This is a genomic window from Thioalkalivibrio paradoxus ARh 1 (assembly GCF_000227685.2).
Classification (GTDB): domain Bacteria; phylum Pseudomonadota; class Gammaproteobacteria; order Ectothiorhodospirales; family Ectothiorhodospiraceae; genus Thioalkalivibrio; species Thioalkalivibrio paradoxus.
Window position 1 is genome coordinate 41,768 of sequence record NZ_CP007029.1, and the last position, 18,747, is coordinate 60,514.

Sequence of the window (18,747 nt, forward strand, 5' to 3'; positions counted from 1 at the left end):
ATTGCTCTACCAGCGGGACTGGGACCGGCAGCGGATCATCGACCTGTTCGCGGTGATGGAACTGGAGCAGGAGAAGAACATGCCATACGTGACATCGGTTGAGCGGATCGGGCTGCGCCGGGGCCTGGAACAGGGCCGAAAGGAAGGTCTGCAGGAAGGCAGCAGAATAGGCCGTCAGGAAGGCCGTCAGGAAGGCGAGGCAATCGTGCTTCTGCGCCTGATCGAACTCAAGTTTGGCCCGCCGGACGCCGCTGTCCGCAAGCGCGTGGAATCCGCCGATGCGGGGACGCTTCTGCGCTGGTCCGAGCGCATCCTGACCGCCGCGAGTCTGGACGAACTCTTCGCCTGATCTCGTTGGCCGCACATTACCCGCCGGGAGCCGTCCCTGAAAGCTGCGGCCATGGCCGAGCCCTTGCTTGGAGAAGGGTCAACAATCGGTGTCCCTGCAGGCCGCCCATGTTCCCAGGCGAGACCTGACACCATGTGACCCCCGTAGTCGGCATTCCCATGCCGACAGTTACCGTCGATCACCCCAGCGTGATAGCCTGATTGTGCAAGTCATATCAATTAGGTTGGTTGAGCATGCAGAGAGAGGCGCCCGCCATGACTGTCCGGCAGAACCTTGGCGAATTGATCAACGAAGTGCAGTACCGGCACGACCGCATCGTGATCACCAAGGCGGGTAAGCCCGTAGCCGCCCTGATCGACATGAACCTCTACGAGCGCATCCGGCAGATGGACGACGAATTTGCCGCCATGGCAGACGAATTTGCGCAGGCCTTTACGGCGATTCCGGAGCCGGAGGGGCTCGCGATGCTGGACGAAGCGGTGCGCGCCGCCCGGGGGCGGGCGGCTGAGTGAGGGTTGTGGTGGATACCAACGTGCTGCTGTCGGGCCTGATGTATCCCACCAGCACCCCCGGCCGGATTGTCGCTGCCTGGCGCAACGCGGCCTTCGAGCTTGTCCTGACCCGCGCGCAATTGACGGAAATCGCTCGGGTATTGAGCTACCCCAAGATCGCCCGGGTCCTGTGCTGGGATCCCGATCAATCGGAACGGTTTCTCAAGCAGCTGTACCTGAGGTCCGTGATGGTTCCACTGCCGGAATCGCTGCCGGCCGAGGTTCCGGCGGATCCAGACGACTCCCCCATTCTCTCCAGTCTCCTCGTCGCCCGCGCAGAGTATCTGGTGACGGGGGATTCCGACCTCCTCGCGCTTAAGGACCGATATCCGATCCTGGCACCCCAGGCGTTTGTGGCCCTGCTGTGAGTCCTCCCAAACCAAATCGGTATACCGCGCTTAGATGAGCGATGCTGCCCTTCACCCGGAGCGTGTTACCGACGCCGAAAGGCATCTGGGGTTGGTCGTCTGGGCTCTTGAAGAACCGAGTTGGGAGCGAGCGTGCATCCAATAGTCGAGAAGCACCGTCATGAGCTGAGGGCCCTGGCCTTGCGGCATGGATTGCGGAACTTGCAAGTGTTCGGATCCATGGCTCGCGACGATGCCCGCGCGGATAGCGACGTCGACCTGCTCGTCGACGTGCCGCCGGGAGTGTCTGCGTTCGTTCTCGGGGGCGATGCTGATGGATGCACAGGACCTGCTCGGCAGGCGGGTGGATATCGTCACGCGATCGGCCCTCAACCCCGCCCTGCGGGAACGGGTCCTGCGTGAAGCGAAGCGCCTGTAACCGGTCGGGTCTTCATCAGGCGCTTGTGGGGACGCCGGCGTGCCGTCTATCGTCGAAACGGCGGTTGATCGTTGATCGCGCTATGCTGGTATCGCGCTGAGCAGTTGCCTGGAAATCCGGGGGAGATCCCGTCATGAATGACCTTCTGAGGAGAATCACCGTGAACCCCGCACAGTGCGGCGGTCGCCCCTGTGTGCGCGGCATGCGCATTCGGGTCACCGATGTATTGGACCTGCTGGCGCAGGGCCTGAGCACCGAGCAGGTCCTCGCCGAAATGCCCGATCTCGAGGCAGAGGACATCGCGGCCGCATTGCAGTACGCCGCACGCAAGCTCAAACACCCGATCTTGGCCGCATGAGAATCTGGGTTGACGCCCAACTCTCTCCCCACCTCGCCCCCTGGCTCACCGAGCGCTTCGGAGAGCATCCGGCTCGAGAACCTTCATTTTCGCTATCCCAACGCTGACTCCGGCACCCTGGCCGGCATAAATCTCGCCATCCGGCGCGGCGAGTCGGTCGGCATCATTGGACCCAGCGGCTCGGGCAAGAGCACGCTGATCGACGTGATTCTCGGCCTGCTCGAACCCGCCTCGGGCCGGGTTCTGGTCGATGGCGAAGACATTCGGGCGAGTCTGCCGGCCTGGCAGCGGCGAATCGGCTACGTCCAGCAGGACATCTACCTGCTTGACGACACGATCCGCCGCAACATCGCGTTCGGCGTGGCGGACGCGGATGTCGACGAATCTCGGCTGTCGGACGCGGTGCGGGCTGCCAACCTCGAGCCCGTCATCGAGTGCTTCCACAAGGGTCTCGAGACCGTGATCGGCAACCGCGGAATCCTGCTGTCGGGCGGGCAGCGCCAGCGCATTGCCATCGTGCGCGCCTTGTACACCCAGCCCGGCGTGCTCGGGCTCGACGAAGCCACCTCGGCGCTCGACAACGAAACCGAAAACGAGGTGGTGGAGGCCATCGACCGGCTGCGCGGCGAGCGCACCATCATGATCATTGCGCACCGGCTCAGCACGCTACGCGGCTGCGAACGGTTGTACCGCCTGGTGAACGGGCGCATCGAGCCCGACGCGTGAACCGGCCCAGGAAACAGGGTCACCGGATATTCATCCACCAAGAGAGGCCACCATGGATGGTGAAGAACGGACCGACGACTACGATTCGCCATGGAAGGACGCGATCACCCGCTACCTGCCGGAGTTCATGGCGTTCTACTTCCCGGACGCCGATGCCGAGATCGACTGGAACCGGTCGCATCGGTTTCTCGATCAGGAACTGGCGCAGGTGGTCCGGGATGCCGAACTGGGCAAGCGGAGCGTCGATCGCCTGGTGGAAGTGGCGACCCACACTTCCGGCACGCGCTGGGTCTACGTGCATCTCGAAGTGCAGGGCCAGCACGACGCGGGCTTTGCCGAGCGGCTGTTCGTGTACAACTACCGGCTGTTCGACCGCTACCGCCGGCCGATCGCCACTCTGGCCGTTCTCGCCGACGAGCGCCCGCACTGGAAACCCGAGCGTTACGGCTACGAACTCTTCGGCTGCCGGCACTATCTGGAATTTCCGGCGGTCAAACTGCTGGATTACCAAGACCGGCTGGAGCCGTTGCTGGCCGATCCGAACCCGTTTGCGCTGGTGACAGCGGCGCATCTGCTCACGCGGCAAACGCGGCACGACCCGCAGGGCCGGTATGCGGCGAAATGGCGGCTGGCGCGATTGCTCTACCAGCGGGACTGGGACCGGCAGCGGATCATCGACCTGTTCGCGGTGATCGACTGGTTGCTACGCTTGCCGCAAGAACTGGAAGAACGGCTTTGGGGAGCGGTGATGGAACTGGAGAAGGAGAAGAACATGCCATACGTGACATCGGTTGAGCGGATCGGGCTGCGCCGGGGCCTGGAACAGGGCCGCAAGGAAGGTCTGCAGGAAGGCAGCAGAATAGGCCGTCAGGAAGGCGAGGCAATCGTGCTTCTCCGCCAGATCGAACTCAAGTTTGGCCCGCCGGATGCCGCCGTGCGCAAGCGCGTGCAATCCGCCGACGCGGAGACGCTGCTGCGGTGGTCCGAACGCATCCTGACCGCCGCGAGTCTGGACGAACTCTTCGCCTGATCGCCTTGACGGTGCATCACCCATCAGGAGCCGGGTCTGAACCCCTTGGTCATGGCCCGCAACCCGTAGGAGGCCAGTCCCCTGGCCGATTGCCCTCCATTGCCAGAGTTGGCCCGGTGCCATGAAGGGCGGAGTCGCCGCCCCCTCCCGAAGACCGGCCCACACGAACGGATGCCGCCGTGAACTGCCCATGTTACAAGGCGAGACCTGACCCCATTCATGCGTGTTCTTGCGATCGCGCCCGACGCTGGGCTAGGTTGGCGAATGGTTTCTGGTTCGGAGACAACGATGAGCGATGCTGTCCTTCACCCTGAGTACATTACCGACGCCGAAGGGCATCGGAAATCGGTTGTCCTGCCTCTTGAGGAATACGAAGCCCTGATGGAGGACCTTGCGGATCTGGCAATCGTCGCGGAGCGGCGTTCGGAACCCGTCCACTCGCATCAAGCGGTCAAGGCAGAGCTGGAACGAGATGGGTATCTACCCGATTGAGTGGAAAGCGTCCGCCCTCAAGGAGTAAAACGCATTGAACGCGATACCGTCCCCCGGATTTTCGCGGCCGTGGACGCCCTCGCGAGCGACCCGAGGCCCAGTGGATGCCGAAAACTTGCAGGTGCTTCGATGACCTACCGGTTGCGCGTCGGGCGCTATCGGGTCGTGTACACGGTAGAAGATGAGTGCCTCGTGGTTCAGGTCATCCGCGTGGGCCACCGTGGAGTGGTGTATCAGAAATAGGTCGTCGACACCCCCGGCTCCGCGCTGCCCCAGCCGTCCCCGGGAGGCAGCGCCGTGAACGAACGATTGTTCCGTCCTCACCCGCCCGCCGAATGATCCAGGCCCTCAAGCAGCGCTGGGACCTCCTCACACCGCGCGAGCGCCATTCGATCAGCTCGCGCCTGCTCGCCAACAACCTGCTCGAGCCATGCACAGGGGCATTCGGCATGTCGAAACTCGTTACGCCAGCAGCCCGAAAGCCAGCATGAACGACACGGTGAGGCAGCTCTGGGAAATTCTCACGCCGAAAGCGCGCCGGCGCTTTTTCATCGTGCTGCTGCTGGTGCTGGCGATGACCGCGCTGGAAACTGTCGGGGTCGTCTCCATCATGCCGTTTCTGGCGGTCTTGGGGAACCCGGACCTGGTCACCCAGCAACCCCAGCTCGCGGCGCTTTACGAGTGGCTGGGCTTCGAAACGCCTGTGCAGTTCGTGGTGGCGCTTGGGGCCGCGTCCGCCGCCGTGGTGGTCATCGGCTCGCTGTTCAAATCCGTCACGATGCACGTCCTGTTCCGGTTTGCGCACTTGCAGCGCCATGAAATCAGTACGCGGCTGCTGCAAACCTACCTGCAACAGCCCTACGCCTGGTTCCTGGGCAGAAACAGCGCCGATCTATCCAAGCGCATGTTGTCCGAGGTGGACCAGCTCGGGAAGGACCTGCTGCTCCCCGTGATCCAGATGATCGCCCACGGCATGGTCATCCTGGCCATGGTGTTGTTGCTGATCGTCTACGACCCGCTGATGGCCCTGCTGGCCGCCGGGGTCGTCGGGAGCCTCTACTTCATCATTTACCGAATCGTGCGCGTCCGGCTCGGCCGCATCGGCAGGGAACGCCGCGAAGCCAACACCGAACGCTTCCAGGCCGCCTCGGAAGCCCTGGGAGGCATCAAGGCGATTACGCTCACCGGCAAGGTGCAAACCTATCTGGACCGCTTCCGCCATCCGTCGCGGACCTACTCCCGGCATCTGGCCGCGAACGACACGTTGGGGCAGGTGCCGCTCTACCTGGTGGAAGCCACCGGCTACGCCGGGCTGGTGGCGCTGGTGTTGGTACTGGCCTGGCGGGGCGACAACCTGGGTCAGATTCTGCCGGTGATCGGCCTGTACGGATTTGCCGCCTACCGCATGCTCCCTGCCGCCCAGATCGTCTATCGCGGCTTCGCCCGGCTGCGCTTCGGCGCCGCCGCACTCGAACACATCCACCGGGACCTGCACCTGCCAACTCGCACACACGCCCCGGCGCCGAAGCCCTGGATACCCCAACAGCATATCCGCCTCGCGGGAGTCACCTACGCCTACCCGGCCAGCGAGCATCGCCCGGTGCTCAGGAACATCGACCTCGAGATTCCTGTCAACCACACCATCGGCATCATTGGTGCAACCGGCTCGGGCAAGTCCACGTTGCTCGACATCATCCTCGGCCTGCTGGAGCCGACGCGAGGCCAGGTCCGCATCGACGACCAACCCTTGACCCCGGAGAATCTGCCTGCCTGGCACCGGGCCATCGGCTATGTCCCGCAGGAGATCTACCTGCTCGACCATACCGTGGCCGCCAACATCGCGCTGGGCCTGCGGCCGGAGGAAATCGACCGGGCTGCACTGGAGGCGGCCGCCAGGGCAGCGCAGATCCACGATTTCATCGTCAACGAGCTGCCCCAGGGCTACGAATCCACCGTCGGCGAGCGGGGCATCCGGCTATCCGGCGGCCAACGCCAGCGCATCGGGATTGCCCGTGCCCTGTACCATAACCCGCCGGTGCTGATTCTCGACGAGGCCACCAGTTCGCTGGATGTCGAGACCGAGAAGGAAGTCCAGGCGGCCATCGATGCGCTGCAGGGGCGGAAAACCATCCTGATCGTCGCGCATCGCATGAGCGCGGTCGAGCGGTGTGACCGCATCGTGCAACTGCATGATTGCCGCATCCACTCGATCCAGAGGTTCCAGATACATGAAAAGCCGTCTTTACCGCTGGGCTGATCGCTGGGCCGTGCGCATGGCCGACCGGATGGGCGTGACGATTGCGCGTGCGAAGCCGCTCGATCTGCGTGGCTGCGACATCCATCCGCTGGAAGCCTGGTACCGAGCTGGGCGGTATCAGCCGGTTCTGATGGATGTTCCGCTATCGAAACTACGCGGCTTGGGCAGCGCGGCCTTCCGCTGTACCGCGGATAGCAGCCATCCATTTATTAGCACCCTAATCGAATGCGAATCCGGAAAGGTTCGAGCCTATACCGGGTCAGCCTTGGAACAATTCTACGAACGTTGGCAGCCCGCGAATGCAGCGGAGTACTTTGGCTTTGATAAGGACTCGGTCAGCCAGCGCATGCTGAGTCTACAGCCTGTCGAAGCCGTATTACCTTGGGACCGTTATCAGCCGTCAGATAGAAAAGCAAGATACCAAGATGTTGATCGAAGAAACTGGAATCATTGTGGGCCGGTAGATCTGCCGTTCGGCGATAAGGAATTCGAAAGACTTGTGACTGCCTATTCCTCCATAAAAGAGCGGTACGTTCGCCGCAATCCATTCGACGGGGATATCACCGGCTTGCTCATGATTCATGGGGGTTCCTGGTTTATTTACGTCAAAATCGGACAGCACCGGGTGGGCGTTTTCAGTGCATTAGGTTGCACGCAGATACCGATACGTCTTTTTTTCTTCTGCCGATGATTGTGCGCCGTGAAGACTCTACTTATTGGCCCCACGTTGTGGACGGGATGTTTACCAATCAACAAGCGTTAAAGGTCTTTGACCGGATGCAAGTGGGGCTGCAGCCTTGGGTTAGGCAATAATCTCGAATGTCACCAAAAACCTCTTCGAAGCTATCCCGGTTCAGCGTTGGTCAGGATCTGGTGGACAGCCCCGTTGCGGGGTTTGGCTTGGAGAAGTCGGATGCGCGATTCACTGCTGTGGCGAAGGCTGGATGATTGGGTGCTCGAGATCGCCGACCGATTAGGCGTCCAGGTTTCCCGTGCCCGTCCGGTTGAATTGCGAGGCGGCGAGGTTCATCCCCTCGAGGCTTACTATCGTGCCAATGGCCGCAACGTGGTGATCGACGTTCCCTTGGGTCGCATGCGCGGAATGGGCGCCAGCGCCTTTCCCTGTCACAAGGATTCTAATCATCCCTACATACGAACTTTGATCGAATACGAGTGTGGGCATGTACGCTATGCAGGATCGGCACTCGAACGGTTCTATGCTCAGTTTCGACCGGCAAACGCGGCGGAGTATCTAGGGTGTGCACCGCGAGGTAGCGGCTACGCGTCTATGAATGCTCCTTACGAGGCAGTCCTGCCGTGGGAGCACACCGATCCCGCTGCCCGCGCCATGAGTATTCGTAGAACTTTGCTCAAGGAACAACGTTCTCGCCTCAAGAGCCGGGCTATAGATCTCGATGACTGGCATCTGTTTGGACCCATGTCGGCGGATGCGGGCGAATATGCGTGGAAGCGGCTGGTCGGTGTTTTCCAATCGATACAAGCATCCGGATACAAGCGGTCCGGAAGGTTTGACGGTGATATTCAGGGTCTGGTCCTTCTCGATGACCGCTATCCTGATAACCAACGATGGTGTCTCTACGTTACGGGTGGGCATCACCGGTCGGCGGTGCTCGGGGCTCTTGGGCACGAAACGGCCCCCGTACGGTTTCGCCGAAACCGGCCGCCGATCATTGTTCGCTCCCACGCTCCTCACTGGCCCCAAGTGGTGGATGGGATGATTTCCCTTGAGTCCGCCCTTTGCATATTCGATCGCATCATGGAAGGCCGTTCGCCCCCAGCGTCGCGGTGGGGTGATCCATGACGGGCGTATCGGTCATCATACCGGCTCACAATGCCGAGGCTACGCTGGAGCAGGCGGTGCACTCGGTACAGGCGCAGAGCTACAGCGACTGGGAATTGATCGTCTGCGATGATGCCTCGACGGACAGAACGGCATGCGTTATCGAACAGTTTGAGGATCGGAGAATCGTGGCGATCTCCAATCCGGAGAATCTGGGTCCGGGTCGGTCCCGTAATCGAGCCATGGAGAGGGCCTCCGGGCGATGGATCGCTTTTCTGGATGCCGACGATGCATGGGGTCCCCGGAGGTTGGAGCGGCTGCTAGCAGCGGTAAACTCACCGGAACGAGATGTCGTATTCGACGATATCATGATCAGCCATCACGCAGCGGATGGTGGGCTCCGACCCTGGAAGGCCCTTCATGGTCGCAGTGCCTTTGGCCCGATTTGCAGCTCCCCGAATGGTTGTGAAGTGCCGGTTGAAGCGTACATTCGGGCCGAACGCCTCCTGGTACAGCCGCTGTTTCCTTCGCGTCTTGTGCATGAGTTTGGCGTATGGCACTCCAGCCGCGCGTTCGCAGAGGACGCGGAGTTCGTGCTCCGTCTCGTAGCCGCAGGCGGCCACCTGCGTTATTGGCCCCAGCCGCTTTATTACTATCGCATTACACCGGGGTCGATAACAGCACGTCTGTCTGACAATACAGCAATGCGCCAGTGCCTGGAGGCCTGTCGTGATATGGCGCGCTGGCCAGAACAGGTAAGCGAGGCATTCGATCGGAAGATCGAAGCGCTGCGCGCTAACGAGGCGTTGTATGATTTGGCAGACCAATTTCGCCGTGGCAATCTGGTCGGAATCCTGCGGATTCTAGCAAACGAGCCGCGAGTACTTCGTGTGCTTCCCCGGCGCCTGGCGCGGCACCTTTCCTACCAGGCACACAGGATCAAGCATGGCGCGCAGGGGCGGTGAGAGAACTCGTGGGCAGACGATGGGGGGTGGATACAGATGAACCGGCTTGAGGGGATTCGCGTAGTCACCTTCGGCACCTTCGACGTCTTCCACGTCGGCCACTTGCGCCTGCTTGAACGTGCCCGCGCGCTCGGCGACACGCTGATCGTCGGGGTCTCGACGGACGAATTCACTCGGCGCAAGAAGGATCGGCTGCCGGTATTCAGCGAGTCGGAGCGGATGGAGATCCTTCTCGCGCTTCGCTGCGTGGACGAGGTGTTTCCGGAGGAGTCGCTGGAGAAGAAGCGGGAGTATCTGATCGAACACCGCGCGGACGTGCTGGCGATGGGCGACGACTGGGCGGGGAAGTTCGACGAGTTCCGGGACATCTGCGAGGTGATCTACTTCCCGCGGACGCCGGCGATTTCCACCACAGCGGTCATCGAGAAGATCCGTCTGTAACGAATGCGCGGTTCAACCGCTGCACACATCGCTCCGCCGATCGCCCGTCCGCAAAGCTCCCGTACACCTGTTCCCGGATCGCTTCATGCCTCGCGCCGTACTCGGACCGGTAGCCTTCGGGGTCCGCCAGGCTGCGTTCGAGTTGCCTTAGCAGGTCCGGCAGATCGGATACCACGGGTCCGAAGCGATACTCGGGGCCGAGCGAAAAGCCCTTACGAAACGGCGGCTCCACGTCCAGGAACAGGGTGGGCCGGTCGAGCAGCAGAAAATCGAACGCGATCGAGGACCAGTCGCAGATGAGCACGTCGCTGAGCTGCAGGATGGCCTCGGTGTCCGGGTAATCGGCGAAAGGCAGCGGAAAGACCCCGTCCGCGGGAAGCGGTACGGGGTCTTTTGCATTCAGGTGCGCGCGGAACAGTACCGATGCATTATTCCTCTGGCACACCTCGGCGAGCGCCTCCATAAACTCGCGCCCATCGATACCGAAGGGGAACAGGCTTCGGTTGCTTGCATCCTGCTTCCAGGTGGGCGCGAATAGCACGAGTTTGCGGCCCGCGACGTGCTGCAATCCGAGGCGGTTGCGGATGGCCTGGTGGGATTCCTGCGGTACCACGAGGGCATCGGTGCGCCCATACCCGGTGACTTTGACCCTGGCGGGGTCGAACCCGAATCGGTCGGTGTACAGACTCGACAGCAGGGGGGAAGCGACCCAGGTTTCGTCGTACCGGTGCTGCACGCGGAAGTCGTCGGCGTCGAAACCCTTGAACGGGATGCCGTGCCACACGTCGAAGAACTTCAGGTCCGACCGCCCCAGCATCGGTTGCAGCGCGTGCAGCCCGTGGTCGGAAATGATCGCCTCGGCGCTTGCGAGCAGTTTGGCGCAGGAGGGCATCGCGGCAAGGCAGGCATCTTCGCCTGCCATGGTCAGGTCGCGGTGGTATGCCGGATCCATGGTCAGGAAAACCGGGCGGAACTCATCCCGGTGTCCAGTCCGCAGATGGCGATAGATCGCCAGCAGGTTGCCGCTGAGCTTGTGGCCGTAGAGCACCACGGTTCGTGGCCCAGGCCGGTTGCGCCTCCGAAACGGGCGCCAGACCAGTGCCGCCACCACGTTCAGTCCGAACAGCGCGAGCAGAAGCCAGTGTACCGGGTTCGTCTTATCGATCTTCATGGCATGACGACAGGGATAGGGTTCTCTCTGCTATGGGCGTTGCCGCGATTCTGGCGCAGCGAACAACTGGTGGTCAGGTCTCGCCTTGTAGCACGGGTGACCAGATCACAGAGTATCTGGGCAGCTCGTTGTTGGTGGTAAGCGGGCCGCGCCGTCATCGTCAATTGGCTCCGCGGCAGTGACCTCCGGGCCTTGCCTGGTGTCCTTCGCGCGTCGGCAGGCATCGGCGCCGCTCGCGTGAGCCCGCTGGCCTTGGCCCACTCCGGAAACGATCTGCTCGAGGAGGTCCACCCAACGGGCCTACGGCGCGTCTGTCAGGAGGGATATCACGGCGCTTCGTGTTTCTGTGAGTTTCTCCACGCGGACCGTGGCGGCTACTGACGCGAACAGACCCTCGTTCGCGGTGAACAACTTTCCGGGGCGGGCGAAACTGGTGCGCATCAGGCTGCCGGCGGAGAAGTCCGCCGGCCCGATTTCCACGGCCCTGGAATCCGCGTAGGGGTTGCTGGTGATCTGACAGGCGATCCAGTCCCCGCGGCCTGCATCGGCCAACAATAGTGCGGGCCGGTACTTGTTCCGGCTCAGGTCCGAGAATGGAAAGGGGAGAACGGCTACCTGTCCGGCTGCAAATCTGCCCACGCTGCATCCTCCTCGGGCTTCAGCCAGTCTTCGGCGAGAGCCGCCTCGGCAAGCAACGCGGTCTCATCGGCGGGTGGTGCCAACAAGGTCAGTAGCGCGCGGCCTGCCGGCAGCCGGCCCTGGGGATCTACGGGGCGGACTCGGCCCTCGCGGTCGATTTCCACTTCGATGGTTGTGAGCATGTTCGCGCAGCCTACTCAGGACAGTGCAACTACAGGCTAGCTTACCACCACTTTTGGGGGCACATACTTCGGGATCAGGTCTCGCCTTGTAGCACGTGGCTGGCACCGGCATGGCGCCAGATCGGCTGCGCCGGCACACGACGATACGCTGGCAAGGGTGCTACGCCTCGAATACCTCATCAAGATGATCGGCGGTGAGCACCCGCTCCGACCAGCGTAGCAGCGTGTCGGCGTCTGCCGATTCGATGCGCGTCGGTACCGGTTCCGGCAACGGGCCGAATTTCAAAGTGAGCAGCCGCAGCAACATGCGGGCCTCGCCCTGGCCAATGCCTTCTTCCCGGCCCTTGTCCATGAACCGCTCTGCAAATCGTGTCATTTTTGCCACCTCCTCGGGAGATCGCTGGCGGTAGACGATGCGTTCATTTTCGTCCGGGGCCGCGTAGATGTCGATGAAATCCAGGTATTTGATCCGGCGCTCCGGGTCCGGCTCCAGCGTGGTCAGGCCGCGCATCGCCTGCGCATAGACCTCGAGCTTCTCCTCCGGGGCGTAGGCCATGTTCGGCAGGTTCAGCCGCGCGACCAGATTGGGGCTTTCGAAGTGCTCCCGGGCCGGAATCCGCGGGATTGCGTAGGCCAGGAAGCGGAAGTCGAGGTAGGTGCCCGCATCCCCGCCAAGCGATAGCTTCGTGGGGAAATCGCCTCGGTGCAGGAACACCACCACCGGGACCACCCGTTGGGTGTTCATCAGTTCCGAGAGATCAAGGCAGTAGTGCGCGAGTCGGTGGACGGAAAACCGTGCCGGTGGCGACTTCGTCAGGAATGGTAGGCGTCCAGGAATTCTTGCGGGGAGATCTGGGCCTGTTTGAGGAGGCCGGCCAGTGTGCCCGTCTTCAACTCGCGATGATTGGGCACGATGCAGCCTGAGGAGCCGCGGCGCATGACAATATGGCTGCCACGCTGACGAATCACCGCAAAACCCAAACGTTGCAAGGCACGCACAACCTCAGCGCCTGAAACGATCGGGAGCTTAGGCACGTTCCGGAATTTCGAACGACGTTAGCAAGGGACGCCCCGTCCCAGAAAAGGGGAATTCCTCCAGGTAAAGCTCGGTGGCCTCGCGCAGATTGGCCAGGGCTTCCTCGACGGTCTCGCCTTGAGTGGTCGTGCCCGTCTCAGGGTTGAAGGCCACATAGCCTCCTTCCGGAGCCGGGGTCAACACAGCTGAGAATTCCATACTATTTCTCCACAGTTCGGGGGCTGGGGGCAGAACCGCTACCTGTCCAACCGCAAATCTGCCCACGCTGCATCCTCCTCGCGCTTCAGCCAGTCGTCGGCGAGGGCCGGCGCGGCAAGCAACGCGGTCTCATCGGAGAGTGGTGCCAACGAGGTCAGTAGCGCGCGACCTGCCGGTAGCCGGCCCTTGGGATCTACGGGGCGGACCCGGCCCTCGCGGTCGATTTCTACTTCAATGGTCGTCAGCATCTTCGTGCAGTCCACTCAGGACATCCAACTGCACGTAGCTTATCACTCAGGAGTGCACCACGTGGGTGTCCCCGAGAGTGCGCGCGTCCAGGACCCGCAGCACCGCCAAGTGCGCGCCGAGCGTGAGCCCCAGCGAGTGCACCACGTGGGTGTCCCCGAGAGTGCGTCAGGGCTGTGCGCTGTCAGGTTGACTCGTCTTCGAGTGCCCGTTCGATCGCCTCCCGGATCAACCGCTGATACGGAATCCCTCGTGTCTGCGCCTTGGCCTTCACGGCGCGCAGCAGTGGTTCGGGCAATCGCATGTTGACGCGGGCCGTCTTCTTCTCGAATTCGAAGTTCACTGGTCGAAAGCGGGAGAGGTCGTAGCGCGTCAAATCAGCCTGATCGACAAACTGCTCCGCTGCTTCATCCGTCTGGAGCGGGGGCGGTGCGGGCAGTTTTTCTTTGTCGTTCATAGTGTTCGATCTCCGTTCGGTGCATGAACCGGGCGCTGATCGGCCGTATCAAAACCTCCTGTCCGCGTGTCCGCCGGGTGAACGCAACGAACAGGAAGCGCAGTACTCGGGGGTCAGGTCTCGCGCTGTAGCATGCCTGCCGGCCCCAGGCGTTCGGCGGGATGGCCGGTCATGCTTGCCGGAAGTCCGGCGTCAGCGGCTTCGGCAAGTCCGATGATGGCGGCAGTGCCGCCGTTCAGCCGACGATCCCTCTTGTTTCAGCTAAAGCACCGGCGTATTCTGACCGTATGGTCATTTTTAGGGGTTCGCATGCGCCGTGTGCAGGTAACCGAGGCCAAGGCAAAGTTCTCCGGTCTGCTGGCAGCGGTGGAGGCGGGCGAGACGGTCGCGATCATGCGCCGTGGCCGGGTGGTTGCGCGTCTTGTGCCCGATGCATCCACCCCGGCGGCCGAAGCCTTTCGCCCGCTGTGGGATGCGCAGGACGAAATCGATCTGGTCGCACCGGCGGATTTTCCGCCAGAGCCGGTAAACCGCCTGTAGCATGCGTTACCTGCTGGATACCAACGTCTTCATCGCCGCCATGAAAGGTGTGGACCCCGTGCGTCGACGGCTCGAGCAGTTGGCGCTGAGCGACCTGCTGCTATCCCCGGTGGTCCTTGGCGAACTCGAACTTGGAGTTGAGAAGAGCGCGTATCGCGAGAAAAATGCGGCGCGGCTGGCGGCACTGGTGGAGCAGATCGAACTGGTTCCCCTCGATGCCCAAGTCAGTCGGCAGTACGGCCGGATCAGAGCACAGTTGGAGGTCAGTGGTACCCCCATCGGTGCGAACGATTACTGGATCGCCGCACAAGCCCTCGCGCTGGGAGCCGTGGTGGTGACGGACAACCAGTCGGAGTTCACTCGTGTTCCGGGCCTGATCACCGAGAACTGGCTGGGCAGGGCGTAGGATCGCAACACTGCTGGACGAACCTTGCGGCACCCTGGGTCAGGTCTCGCCTTGCAGCGTTACTCGCCGACGCGCTGCAGCACGGTGCGGATCACCTCGGGGGCGATACGGAACTCCGCGGCGTGCAAAAGGGCGAACAGCTCGCGCGCCGACGGGATCAGGCCCCGCTGTTTGGCAAGTCCGATGATGGCGGCGGTGTCTGCAACCCGGAGGCCGCGTTCCTGGGCGATCGCCCGGCCTGCGCGTTCGTCCATCAGCAGCAACGTGGGGCCATCATGCGCCAACGCGATCCGGATGCAGGCGGATTCGCCTTCGTCCAGCTCGGGCAACGCGGGGGTTCCGGGGCCCGGTCCCGCTATATGCAGCCAGCCTGCGCTCAAAGCCTGGGTGATCGCGTCTTCGCCAGGCAAGTCCAGGCCCGGGAGTACCTCGCGGTATACCTCCGGTGGCATGGTCACGGCCCCGAACAGGCTCGGCAACCAGGCCAAGCCGTTTACCCGCGACAGGGCGATCAACGGACTCGCGTCGCTCAGGACGAGGCGAGCCATTCTTCCAGCGTTTCCATGTCCTGCCGGGTTTCGTCTTCATCGAGGCGCACCACCGGCACGCCGATTCGCGACAGGTGGGCGGCAAACGTCGCAACGGGCATCTGGGCCAGATGCGCTGCCCGCACCAGGGACAGGTGCCCCTCACGGAACAAGACGGTGGCCAGCGCGGGCCGAACGCCTTTCCCCTGCAGCAGGCCCGTTTGCTCCAGGCCCACCAGCACCGCGTCGGGACGGTCGCGGTTCATGACCACCACCATGTCCTTGCGCGCCTTGCGCAGGGCTTCACTGGGATTGTTTTTCAGGCCGCTCACATTGACGACTTCCATTCCCATGTCTCCTGGGAAGCTTGCATGGGTACATGATAGAGGAATGCCGGAGTCTGGCAAGCAGCAAGAACGGGGTCACCCATTAGCCGCTTCCGGTCAACTGGCAACACCGTCCCTCGAAGCCGCGAGGCCTCTCGATCAGGTTTCCGGTCAGCCCGACAAGCCGCCGTTTACGATGAGCTTCGGGGTCAGGTCTCGCCTTGTAGTATGAGCTTCGGGGTCAGGTCTCGCTTTGTAGCACGTGGCTGGCACCGGCATGGCGCTGGATCGGCTGCGGCGGCACAGGACGATATGCTGGCAAGGGTGCTACGCCTCGAACACCTGATCAAGCTGGTCGGCGGTGAGCACCCGCTCCGACCAGCGTAGCAGTGTGTCGGCGTCTGCCGATTCGATGCGCGCCCGTACCGGGTCCGGTAGCGGGCCGAATTTCAGTGTGAGTTGGCGAAGCAGCACGCGTGCCTCGCCCTGGCCAATGCCCTCTTCCCGGCCCTCTTCCCGGCCCTCGTCCCGGCCTTTCTCCAGGAAGCGCTCTGCAAATCGTGTCATCTCTGCCACCTCCTCGGTGGTACCGCTGGCGGTAGACGATGCGTTCATTTTCGTCCAGGGCCGCGTAGATGTCGATGAAATCCAGGTATTTGATCCGGCGCTCCGGGTCCGGCTCCAGCGTGGTCAGACCGCGCATCGCCTGCGCATAGACCTCCAGCTTCTCCTCCGGGGCGTAGGCCATGTTCGGCAGGTTCAGCCGCGCTACCAGGTTCGGACTTTCGAAGTGCTCCCGGGCCGGAATCCGCGGAAGTGCATAGGCCAGGAAGCGGAAGTCGAGGTAGGTGCCCGCATCCCCGCCGAGAGATAGCTGTCCGGAAAAATCGCCTCGGTGCAGGAACACCGCCACCGGCACCACCCGTTGGGTGTTCATCAGTTCCGAGAGGTCGAGGCAGTAGTGCGCGAGTCGGTGGATGGAAAACCGTGCCGGCTCGGTCTCTTCTTCGATCACGAACAGAATCGCCTCGCGCCGGCCGTCCGGCCATTCCACGAGCAGCGGGATGTCGAGTTCGCGGAAGCGTTCGCCAAGACGTTCCTGCAGCTGCTCCTGGCGCACCGGCGTGACCCGAGCGTCCGCATCGATCGCCTGCGCCTCGGCCGCCGCGAACAGCGCGATGGCCTCGCGCGGGTAGTCGAGAATGAGGTTTTTGAAGTTCTGGTCGTGCGGCATGCACTGGGGCCCTCCGTCCGTGGCGGGAGCCCAATGCTAGCAACCGGGGCCGTTCATGTCAGGCGGTACCGTTCACCTCATGCCGAGCCGTGTTGCAGCGAGGGATCACGACGGCAAGGATGCGGGGGGTTAGATCTCGCCGTGTTGCAGCGAGGGATCACGACGGCAAGGATGCGGGGGGTTAGGTCTCGCCGTGTTGCAAGGCTTGACCTGACCCGATCCGGCACTTCCTCTCGATCAGGTTGCCAGTCAATCCCCGTCTAGCCCGGCTCCCTTGGCACTTCCCTGGGGTCAGGTCTCGCCTTGTCACACGCTACGCGGCAAATGACCGGGGTTCTACTAGCGCTTACACCCCTGGCTCGAATGGCTCGGTTTGTGCCCACGTATTTCATGCGCCTAAACTATGCGCATTCTTCATGTGTGACGGATTCATCATGCCGAACTCCACGAGGGGCTCCCATGCCCCCAAGCGGGCCGTGAACCTGAGCATCGACGCCGAGTTGCTGGCGGAGGCGCGCCGGTTCGGACTCAATCTGTCCGGATTGTTGGAGGAGCGCCTGTTGGGGGCCGTGCGCGAGCAACGGCGCAAGTTGTGGTTAGCGGAGAACGCCGGCGCCATCGAGGATTACAACTCCCGAATCGATGCGCGTGGCAGCTATGCTGACCGCGTGCGGCGCTTTTGATGCGCCAGTTCGACGTCCTGCACAATCCGAATCCGGAGACCGCTTCGTGGGCACCGTACCTTCTGGTGCTTCAGAGTGATCTGCTCGGCGAGTTGCGCACCACGGCGGTCGTCCCCCTGGTGCGGCCGGCCGATTTCGGCCGGCCGGCGCAGGTGTTGAACCCGGTGTTCGAAGTGCGAGGCGAGCCATTGGTGCTCTCCACCGCCGAGCTCGCCGGTGTCTCCGCGCCGATACTGGGCGAGACGGTGGCTTCGCTGGCCGGCCAGCGCAACGAAATCATCGCAGCCATCGACCTCTTGTTCACGGGAATTTGACCCCCGAACCGGGCCACCTAGCCGGGGTCAGGTCTCGCCTGGTAGCATTCGGCGGGCGATGGTGGCTCACGCCATGCTGGGATCGATCCCGGCTGCAAGCTGGAGCAGCCCGCCGTCGGCTGAAAGCAGACTTGCGCCGAAGCGCATGGCAAGCACGACATAGATGAGGTCATATACGGGGCGGTTGTGCAGAATCGCCAGGGAAAGTGCTTCGGTCGCCAGAGTTGCGTCTGGCTCGAAGGCATCGACCAGGCTCAGCGTTTCCTCCAGACGCGTCAGCGCCGTATTCTTGTCGATGACGCCGGCGCGCGTGTATTTCCAGAGAGTGTTCGCCACTTCGTCATGAAAAAGTGCCGGGGCCAGCACCATTTGGCTGGTTTCCAGCCGGGCAATGAACTCGCCCGATCGCTCGGTGCGCATGACGATGTGCACCGCCGCCGATGCGTCGAGTACGGTTCGCACGAGGTCAGCGTCCCCGGTCTTCGCGGATGAGAGCCTCGGGCGAGGGCTCGGCGGGCGTAACCATTTCGGTTAGGTTGCGTTTGATCTCCGTGAGAACACGCTGCCGAGTTTGGGATTGTTCCGCCGTCTTGCCGCGCAACTCGACCAGTGCCTGTTGCGCGAGGCTGCGCTGGGCTCGTTCGGCCCGGAACGCCAGGGCCTGGTACACGTCATCCGGCAGGTTGCGGATTTGCAGGGTAGGCATGTTCGACCTCGGTCTGCAGCATCATGCATGCACTATGCTGCAGACCGAGGTCAGGTTCGATGCTCGGCGGACACCCGCGCATCGATAGGGGTAGGTGGCGCCTTGCGGCATTGAGTTGAGCGTACTTGGGGGTCATGCGTACTTGGGGGTCAGGTCTCGCCTTGTAACATGATTGGAGCGCACTTTGGGGTCAGGGCTCGCCTGGTAACATGATTGCGGGTCCCAGGCGTCCGCCCGGATGGCCGGTCATGCTCGCCGGAAGTGCGGCATCAGCGGCTTCGAGTTCCCGGGGTCAGGTCTCGCTTGGTAGCATCCGCAAACTGCCG

28 protein-coding genes and 2 pseudogenes are annotated in these 18,747 nt (G+C 62.7%); 17 read left to right on the forward strand and 13 right to left on the reverse strand.

Translation table 11 applies throughout. The features are described from left to right. The first annotated feature begins 1 nt into the window (after nucleotide 1). From THITH_RS00185 to THITH_RS00240, 13 genes are all read left to right on the forward strand, one after another. A complete protein-coding gene (locus THITH_RS00185; RefSeq protein ID WP_006746554.1) occupies nucleotides 2-349 on the forward strand; it encodes an RpnC/YadD family protein in 348 nt (115 codons plus the stop codon). A gap of 254 nt (nucleotides 350-603) precedes the next feature. After that, complete coding sequence (locus THITH_RS00190) at nucleotides 604-861, forward strand: type II toxin-antitoxin system Phd/YefM family antitoxin (RefSeq protein WP_006746553.1); 258 nt, start codon at nucleotides 604-606, stop codon at nucleotides 859-861. A gap of 8 nt (nucleotides 862-869) precedes the next feature. Then, nucleotides 870-1,268: a putative toxin-antitoxin system toxin component, PIN family gene (locus tag THITH_RS00195; RefSeq protein WP_006746552.1), complete on the forward strand. Its 399-nt coding sequence runs from the start codon at nucleotides 870-872 to the stop codon at nucleotides 1,266-1,268. Between the two features lie 551 nt (nucleotides 1,269-1,819). Beyond that, nucleotides 1,820-2,044: a DUF433 domain-containing protein gene (locus tag THITH_RS00205; RefSeq protein ID WP_006746550.1), complete on the forward strand. Its 225-nt coding sequence runs from the start codon at nucleotides 1,820-1,822 to the stop codon at nucleotides 2,042-2,044. A gap of 9 nt (nucleotides 2,045-2,053) precedes the next feature. Next, nucleotides 2,054-2,770 (forward strand): ATP-binding cassette domain-containing protein, encoded by a 717-nt coding sequence (locus tag THITH_RS00210; protein WP_006746549.1) that lies wholly within the window; start codon nucleotides 2,054-2,056, stop codon nucleotides 2,768-2,770. Between the two features lie 52 nt (nucleotides 2,771-2,822). Continuing rightward, nucleotides 2,823-3,800: an RpnC/YadD family protein gene (locus THITH_RS00215; RefSeq protein ID WP_006746548.1), complete on the forward strand. Its 978-nt coding sequence runs from the start codon at nucleotides 2,823-2,825 to the stop codon at nucleotides 3,798-3,800. A gap of 288 nt (nucleotides 3,801-4,088) precedes the next feature. Then, the gene (locus THITH_RS00220) at nucleotides 4,089-4,292 is read left to right on the forward strand and encodes a hypothetical protein (RefSeq protein ID WP_006746547.1); all 204 of its coding nucleotides are present in this window, start codon (nucleotides 4,089-4,091) and stop codon (nucleotides 4,290-4,292) included. Beyond that, nucleotides 4,293-4,535 carry a type II toxin-antitoxin system RelE family toxin gene (locus THITH_RS00225; RefSeq protein ID WP_025367138.1) on the forward strand — a complete coding sequence of 81 codons (243 nt, stop codon included), beginning with the start codon at nucleotides 4,293-4,295 and terminating at the stop codon, nucleotides 4,533-4,535. Between the two features lie 244 nt (nucleotides 4,536-4,779). Then, on the forward strand, nucleotides 4,780-6,549 hold the full coding sequence (locus THITH_RS00230; protein ID WP_006746545.1) for an ABC transporter ATP-binding protein: 1,770 nt from the start codon (nucleotides 4,780-4,782) through the stop codon (nucleotides 6,547-6,549). Beyond that, a complete protein-coding gene (locus THITH_RS17230; RefSeq protein WP_006746544.1) occupies nucleotides 6,521-7,240 on the forward strand; it encodes a hypothetical protein in 720 nt (239 codons plus the stop codon). Before THITH_RS00230 ends, THITH_RS17230 begins: the two co-directional genes overlap by 29 nt. 222 nt (nucleotides 7,241-7,462) lie before the next feature. Next, on the forward strand, nucleotides 7,463-8,371 hold the full coding sequence (locus tag THITH_RS18370; RefSeq protein WP_006746542.1) for a hypothetical protein: 909 nt from the start codon (nucleotides 7,463-7,465) through the stop codon (nucleotides 8,369-8,371). After that, entirely contained in the window at nucleotides 8,368-9,315 is a 948-nt protein-coding gene (locus tag THITH_RS00235) for a glycosyltransferase family 2 protein (protein ID WP_006746541.1), read from the forward strand. Before THITH_RS18370 ends, THITH_RS00235 begins: the two co-directional genes overlap by 4 nt. A gap of 36 nt (nucleotides 9,316-9,351) precedes the next feature. Further along, nucleotides 9,352-9,756, forward strand: a complete 405-nt coding sequence (locus THITH_RS00240; RefSeq protein WP_006746540.1) for an adenylyltransferase/cytidyltransferase family protein — start codon at nucleotides 9,352-9,354, stop codon at nucleotides 9,754-9,756. Here THITH_RS00240 and THITH_RS00245 read toward each other — a convergent pair. The 8 genes and pseudogenes from THITH_RS00245 to THITH_RS00275 all read right to left on the reverse strand — a co-directional run bounded on the left by THITH_RS00245 (nucleotide 9,734) and on the right by THITH_RS00275 (nucleotide 13,685). Then, a complete protein-coding gene (locus tag THITH_RS00245) occupies nucleotides 9,734-10,927 on the reverse strand; it encodes a CDP-glycerol glycerophosphotransferase family protein (RefSeq protein WP_006746539.1) in 1,194 nt (397 codons plus the stop codon). The two genes, THITH_RS00240 and THITH_RS00245, sit on opposite strands and share 23 nt — an antisense overlap. Nucleotides 10,928-11,227: 300 nt before the next feature. Beyond that, nucleotides 11,228-11,566, reverse strand: a complete 339-nt coding sequence (locus THITH_RS18620) for a hypothetical protein (protein ID WP_006746538.1) — start codon at nucleotides 11,564-11,566, stop codon at nucleotides 11,228-11,230. Then, nucleotides 11,539-11,748, reverse strand: coding sequence for a hypothetical protein (locus THITH_RS00255; RefSeq protein ID WP_006746537.1), 210 nt, complete (start codon nucleotides 11,746-11,748; stop codon nucleotides 11,539-11,541). Before THITH_RS00255 ends, THITH_RS18620 begins: the two co-directional genes overlap by 28 nt. Nucleotides 11,749-11,908: 160 nt before the next feature. Next, nucleotides 11,909-12,559 (reverse strand): annotated as a pseudogene (locus THITH_RS00260) (hypothetical protein); the annotation flags it as partial. 2 nt (nucleotides 12,560-12,561) lie between these two features. Continuing rightward, nucleotides 12,562-12,747, reverse strand: coding sequence for a type II toxin-antitoxin system HicA family toxin (locus THITH_RS17235; RefSeq protein WP_232222222.1), 186 nt, complete (start codon nucleotides 12,745-12,747; stop codon nucleotides 12,562-12,564). A 28-nt stretch (nucleotides 12,748-12,775) separates the two neighbouring features. Further along, complete coding sequence (locus THITH_RS00265) at nucleotides 12,776-12,982, reverse strand: hypothetical protein (protein ID WP_006746535.1); 207 nt, start codon at nucleotides 12,980-12,982, stop codon at nucleotides 12,776-12,778. 38 nt (nucleotides 12,983-13,020) lie between these two features. Beyond that, nucleotides 13,021-13,230: a hypothetical protein gene (locus THITH_RS00270; protein WP_006746534.1), complete on the reverse strand. Its 210-nt coding sequence runs from the start codon at nucleotides 13,228-13,230 to the stop codon at nucleotides 13,021-13,023. Nucleotides 13,231-13,412: 182 nt separating this feature from the next. Continuing rightward, complete coding sequence (locus tag THITH_RS00275) at nucleotides 13,413-13,685, reverse strand: CopG family antitoxin (protein WP_006746533.1); 273 nt, start codon at nucleotides 13,683-13,685, stop codon at nucleotides 13,413-13,415. 213 nt (nucleotides 13,686-13,898) lie between these two features. Here THITH_RS00275 and THITH_RS00280 point away from each other — a divergent pair, with 213 nt between their 5' ends. Then, on the forward strand, nucleotides 13,899-14,225 hold the full coding sequence (locus tag THITH_RS00280; RefSeq protein WP_232222223.1) for a type II toxin-antitoxin system Phd/YefM family antitoxin: 327 nt from the start codon (nucleotides 13,899-13,901) through the stop codon (nucleotides 14,223-14,225). A 1-nt stretch (nucleotide 14,226) separates the two neighbouring features. After that, a complete protein-coding gene (locus THITH_RS00285; protein WP_006746531.1) occupies nucleotides 14,227-14,631 on the forward strand; it encodes a PIN domain-containing protein in 405 nt (134 codons plus the stop codon). A gap of 59 nt (nucleotides 14,632-14,690) precedes the next feature. Here the strand turns inward: THITH_RS00285 and THITH_RS00290 are convergent, their stop codons facing one another. From THITH_RS00290 to THITH_RS00300, 3 genes and pseudogenes are all read right to left on the reverse strand, one after another. Next, complete coding sequence (locus tag THITH_RS00290) at nucleotides 14,691-15,179, reverse strand: DUF3368 domain-containing protein (protein ID WP_006746530.1); 489 nt, start codon at nucleotides 15,177-15,179, stop codon at nucleotides 14,691-14,693. Continuing rightward, nucleotides 15,161-15,505, reverse strand: a complete 345-nt coding sequence (locus THITH_RS00295; RefSeq protein ID WP_006746529.1) for a type II toxin-antitoxin system prevent-host-death family antitoxin — start codon at nucleotides 15,503-15,505, stop codon at nucleotides 15,161-15,163. The genes THITH_RS00290 and THITH_RS00295 overlap by 19 nt, the downstream gene beginning before the upstream one ends. Nucleotides 15,506-15,811: 306 nt before the next feature. Then, nucleotides 15,812-16,718: pseudogene (locus tag THITH_RS00300) on the reverse strand (hypothetical protein). A 434-nt stretch (nucleotides 16,719-17,152) separates the two neighbouring features. On the opposite strand from THITH_RS00300, the gene THITH_RS00305 reads away from it, so the two are divergent. After that, nucleotides 17,153-17,401, forward strand: coding sequence for a type II toxin-antitoxin system CcdA family antitoxin (locus THITH_RS00305; protein WP_025367141.1), 249 nt, complete (start codon nucleotides 17,153-17,155; stop codon nucleotides 17,399-17,401). Continuing rightward, nucleotides 17,401-17,715, forward strand: coding sequence for a CcdB family protein (locus tag THITH_RS00310; protein WP_006746526.1), 315 nt, complete (start codon nucleotides 17,401-17,403; stop codon nucleotides 17,713-17,715). Before THITH_RS00305 ends, THITH_RS00310 begins: the two co-directional genes overlap by 1 nt. Before the next feature lie 66 nt (nucleotides 17,716-17,781). Here THITH_RS00310 and THITH_RS00315 read toward each other — a convergent pair whose 3' ends face one another. Next, on the reverse strand, nucleotides 17,782-18,177 hold the full coding sequence (locus tag THITH_RS00315) for a type II toxin-antitoxin system VapC family toxin (RefSeq protein WP_006746525.1): 396 nt from the start codon (nucleotides 18,175-18,177) through the stop codon (nucleotides 17,782-17,784). Between the two features lie 4 nt (nucleotides 18,178-18,181). After that, complete coding sequence (locus THITH_RS00320; protein ID WP_006746524.1) at nucleotides 18,182-18,421, reverse strand: FitA-like ribbon-helix-helix domain-containing protein; 240 nt, start codon at nucleotides 18,419-18,421, stop codon at nucleotides 18,182-18,184. Nucleotides 18,422-18,747: the final 326 nt, after the last annotated feature.

Excerpts from the sequence above, each read along its gene's own strand:
- THITH_RS00190 (WP_006746553.1), top strand. The coding sequence starts at position 604 with ATGACTGTCCGGCAGAACCTTGGCGAATTGATCAACGAAGTGCAGTAC.
- THITH_RS00205 (WP_006746550.1), top strand. The coding sequence starts at position 1,820 with ATGAATGACCTTCTGAGGAGAATCACCGTGAACCCCGCACAGTGCGGC.
- THITH_RS00215 (WP_006746548.1), top strand. The coding sequence starts at position 2,823 with ATGGATGGTGAAGAACGGACCGACGACTACGATTCGCCATGGAAGGAC.
- THITH_RS00220 (WP_006746547.1), top strand. The coding sequence starts at position 4,089 with ATGAGCGATGCTGTCCTTCACCCTGAGTACATTACCGACGCCGAAGGG.
- THITH_RS00230 (WP_006746545.1), top strand. The coding sequence starts at position 4,780 with ATGAACGACACGGTGAGGCAGCTCTGGGAAATTCTCACGCCGAAAGCG.
- THITH_RS17230 (WP_006746544.1), top strand. The coding sequence starts at position 6,521 with ATGAAAAGCCGTCTTTACCGCTGGGCTGATCGCTGGGCCGTGCGCATG.
- THITH_RS18370 (WP_006746542.1), top strand. The coding sequence starts at position 7,463 with ATGCGCGATTCACTGCTGTGGCGAAGGCTGGATGATTGGGTGCTCGAG.
- THITH_RS00235 (WP_006746541.1), top strand. The coding sequence starts at position 8,368 with ATGACGGGCGTATCGGTCATCATACCGGCTCACAATGCCGAGGCTACG.
- THITH_RS00240 (WP_006746540.1), top strand. The coding sequence starts at position 9,352 with ATGAACCGGCTTGAGGGGATTCGCGTAGTCACCTTCGGCACCTTCGAC.
- THITH_RS00245 (WP_006746539.1), bottom strand. The coding sequence starts at position 10,927 with ATGAAGATCGATAAGACGAACCCGGTACACTGGCTTCTGCTCGCGCTG.
- THITH_RS00255 (WP_006746537.1), bottom strand. The coding sequence starts at position 11,748 with ATGCTCACAACCATCGAAGTGGAAATCGACCGCGAGGGCCGAGTCCGC.
- THITH_RS00265 (WP_006746535.1), bottom strand. The coding sequence starts at position 12,982 with ATGGAATTCTCAGCTGTGTTGACCCCGGCTCCGGAAGGAGGCTATGTG.
- THITH_RS00270 (WP_006746534.1), bottom strand. The coding sequence starts at position 13,230 with ATGCTGACGACCATTGAAGTAGAAATCGACCGCGAGGGCCGGGTCCGC.
- THITH_RS00275 (WP_006746533.1), bottom strand. The coding sequence starts at position 13,685 with ATGAACGACAAAGAAAAACTGCCCGCACCGCCCCCGCTCCAGACGGAT.
- THITH_RS00280 (WP_232222223.1), top strand. The coding sequence starts at position 13,899 with ATGATGGCGGCAGTGCCGCCGTTCAGCCGACGATCCCTCTTGTTTCAG.
- THITH_RS00285 (WP_006746531.1), top strand. The coding sequence starts at position 14,227 with ATGCGTTACCTGCTGGATACCAACGTCTTCATCGCCGCCATGAAAGGT.
- THITH_RS00290 (WP_006746530.1), bottom strand. The coding sequence starts at position 15,179 with ATGGCTCGCCTCGTCCTGAGCGACGCGAGTCCGTTGATCGCCCTGTCG.
- THITH_RS00295 (WP_006746529.1), bottom strand. The coding sequence starts at position 15,505 with ATGGAAGTCGTCAATGTGAGCGGCCTGAAAAACAATCCCAGTGAAGCC.
- THITH_RS00305 (WP_025367141.1), top strand. The coding sequence starts at position 17,153 with ATGCCGAACTCCACGAGGGGCTCCCATGCCCCCAAGCGGGCCGTGAAC.
- THITH_RS00310 (WP_006746526.1), top strand. The coding sequence starts at position 17,401 with ATGCGCCAGTTCGACGTCCTGCACAATCCGAATCCGGAGACCGCTTCG.
- THITH_RS00320 (WP_006746524.1), bottom strand. The coding sequence starts at position 18,421 with ATGCCTACCCTGCAAATCCGCAACCTGCCGGATGACGTGTACCAGGCC.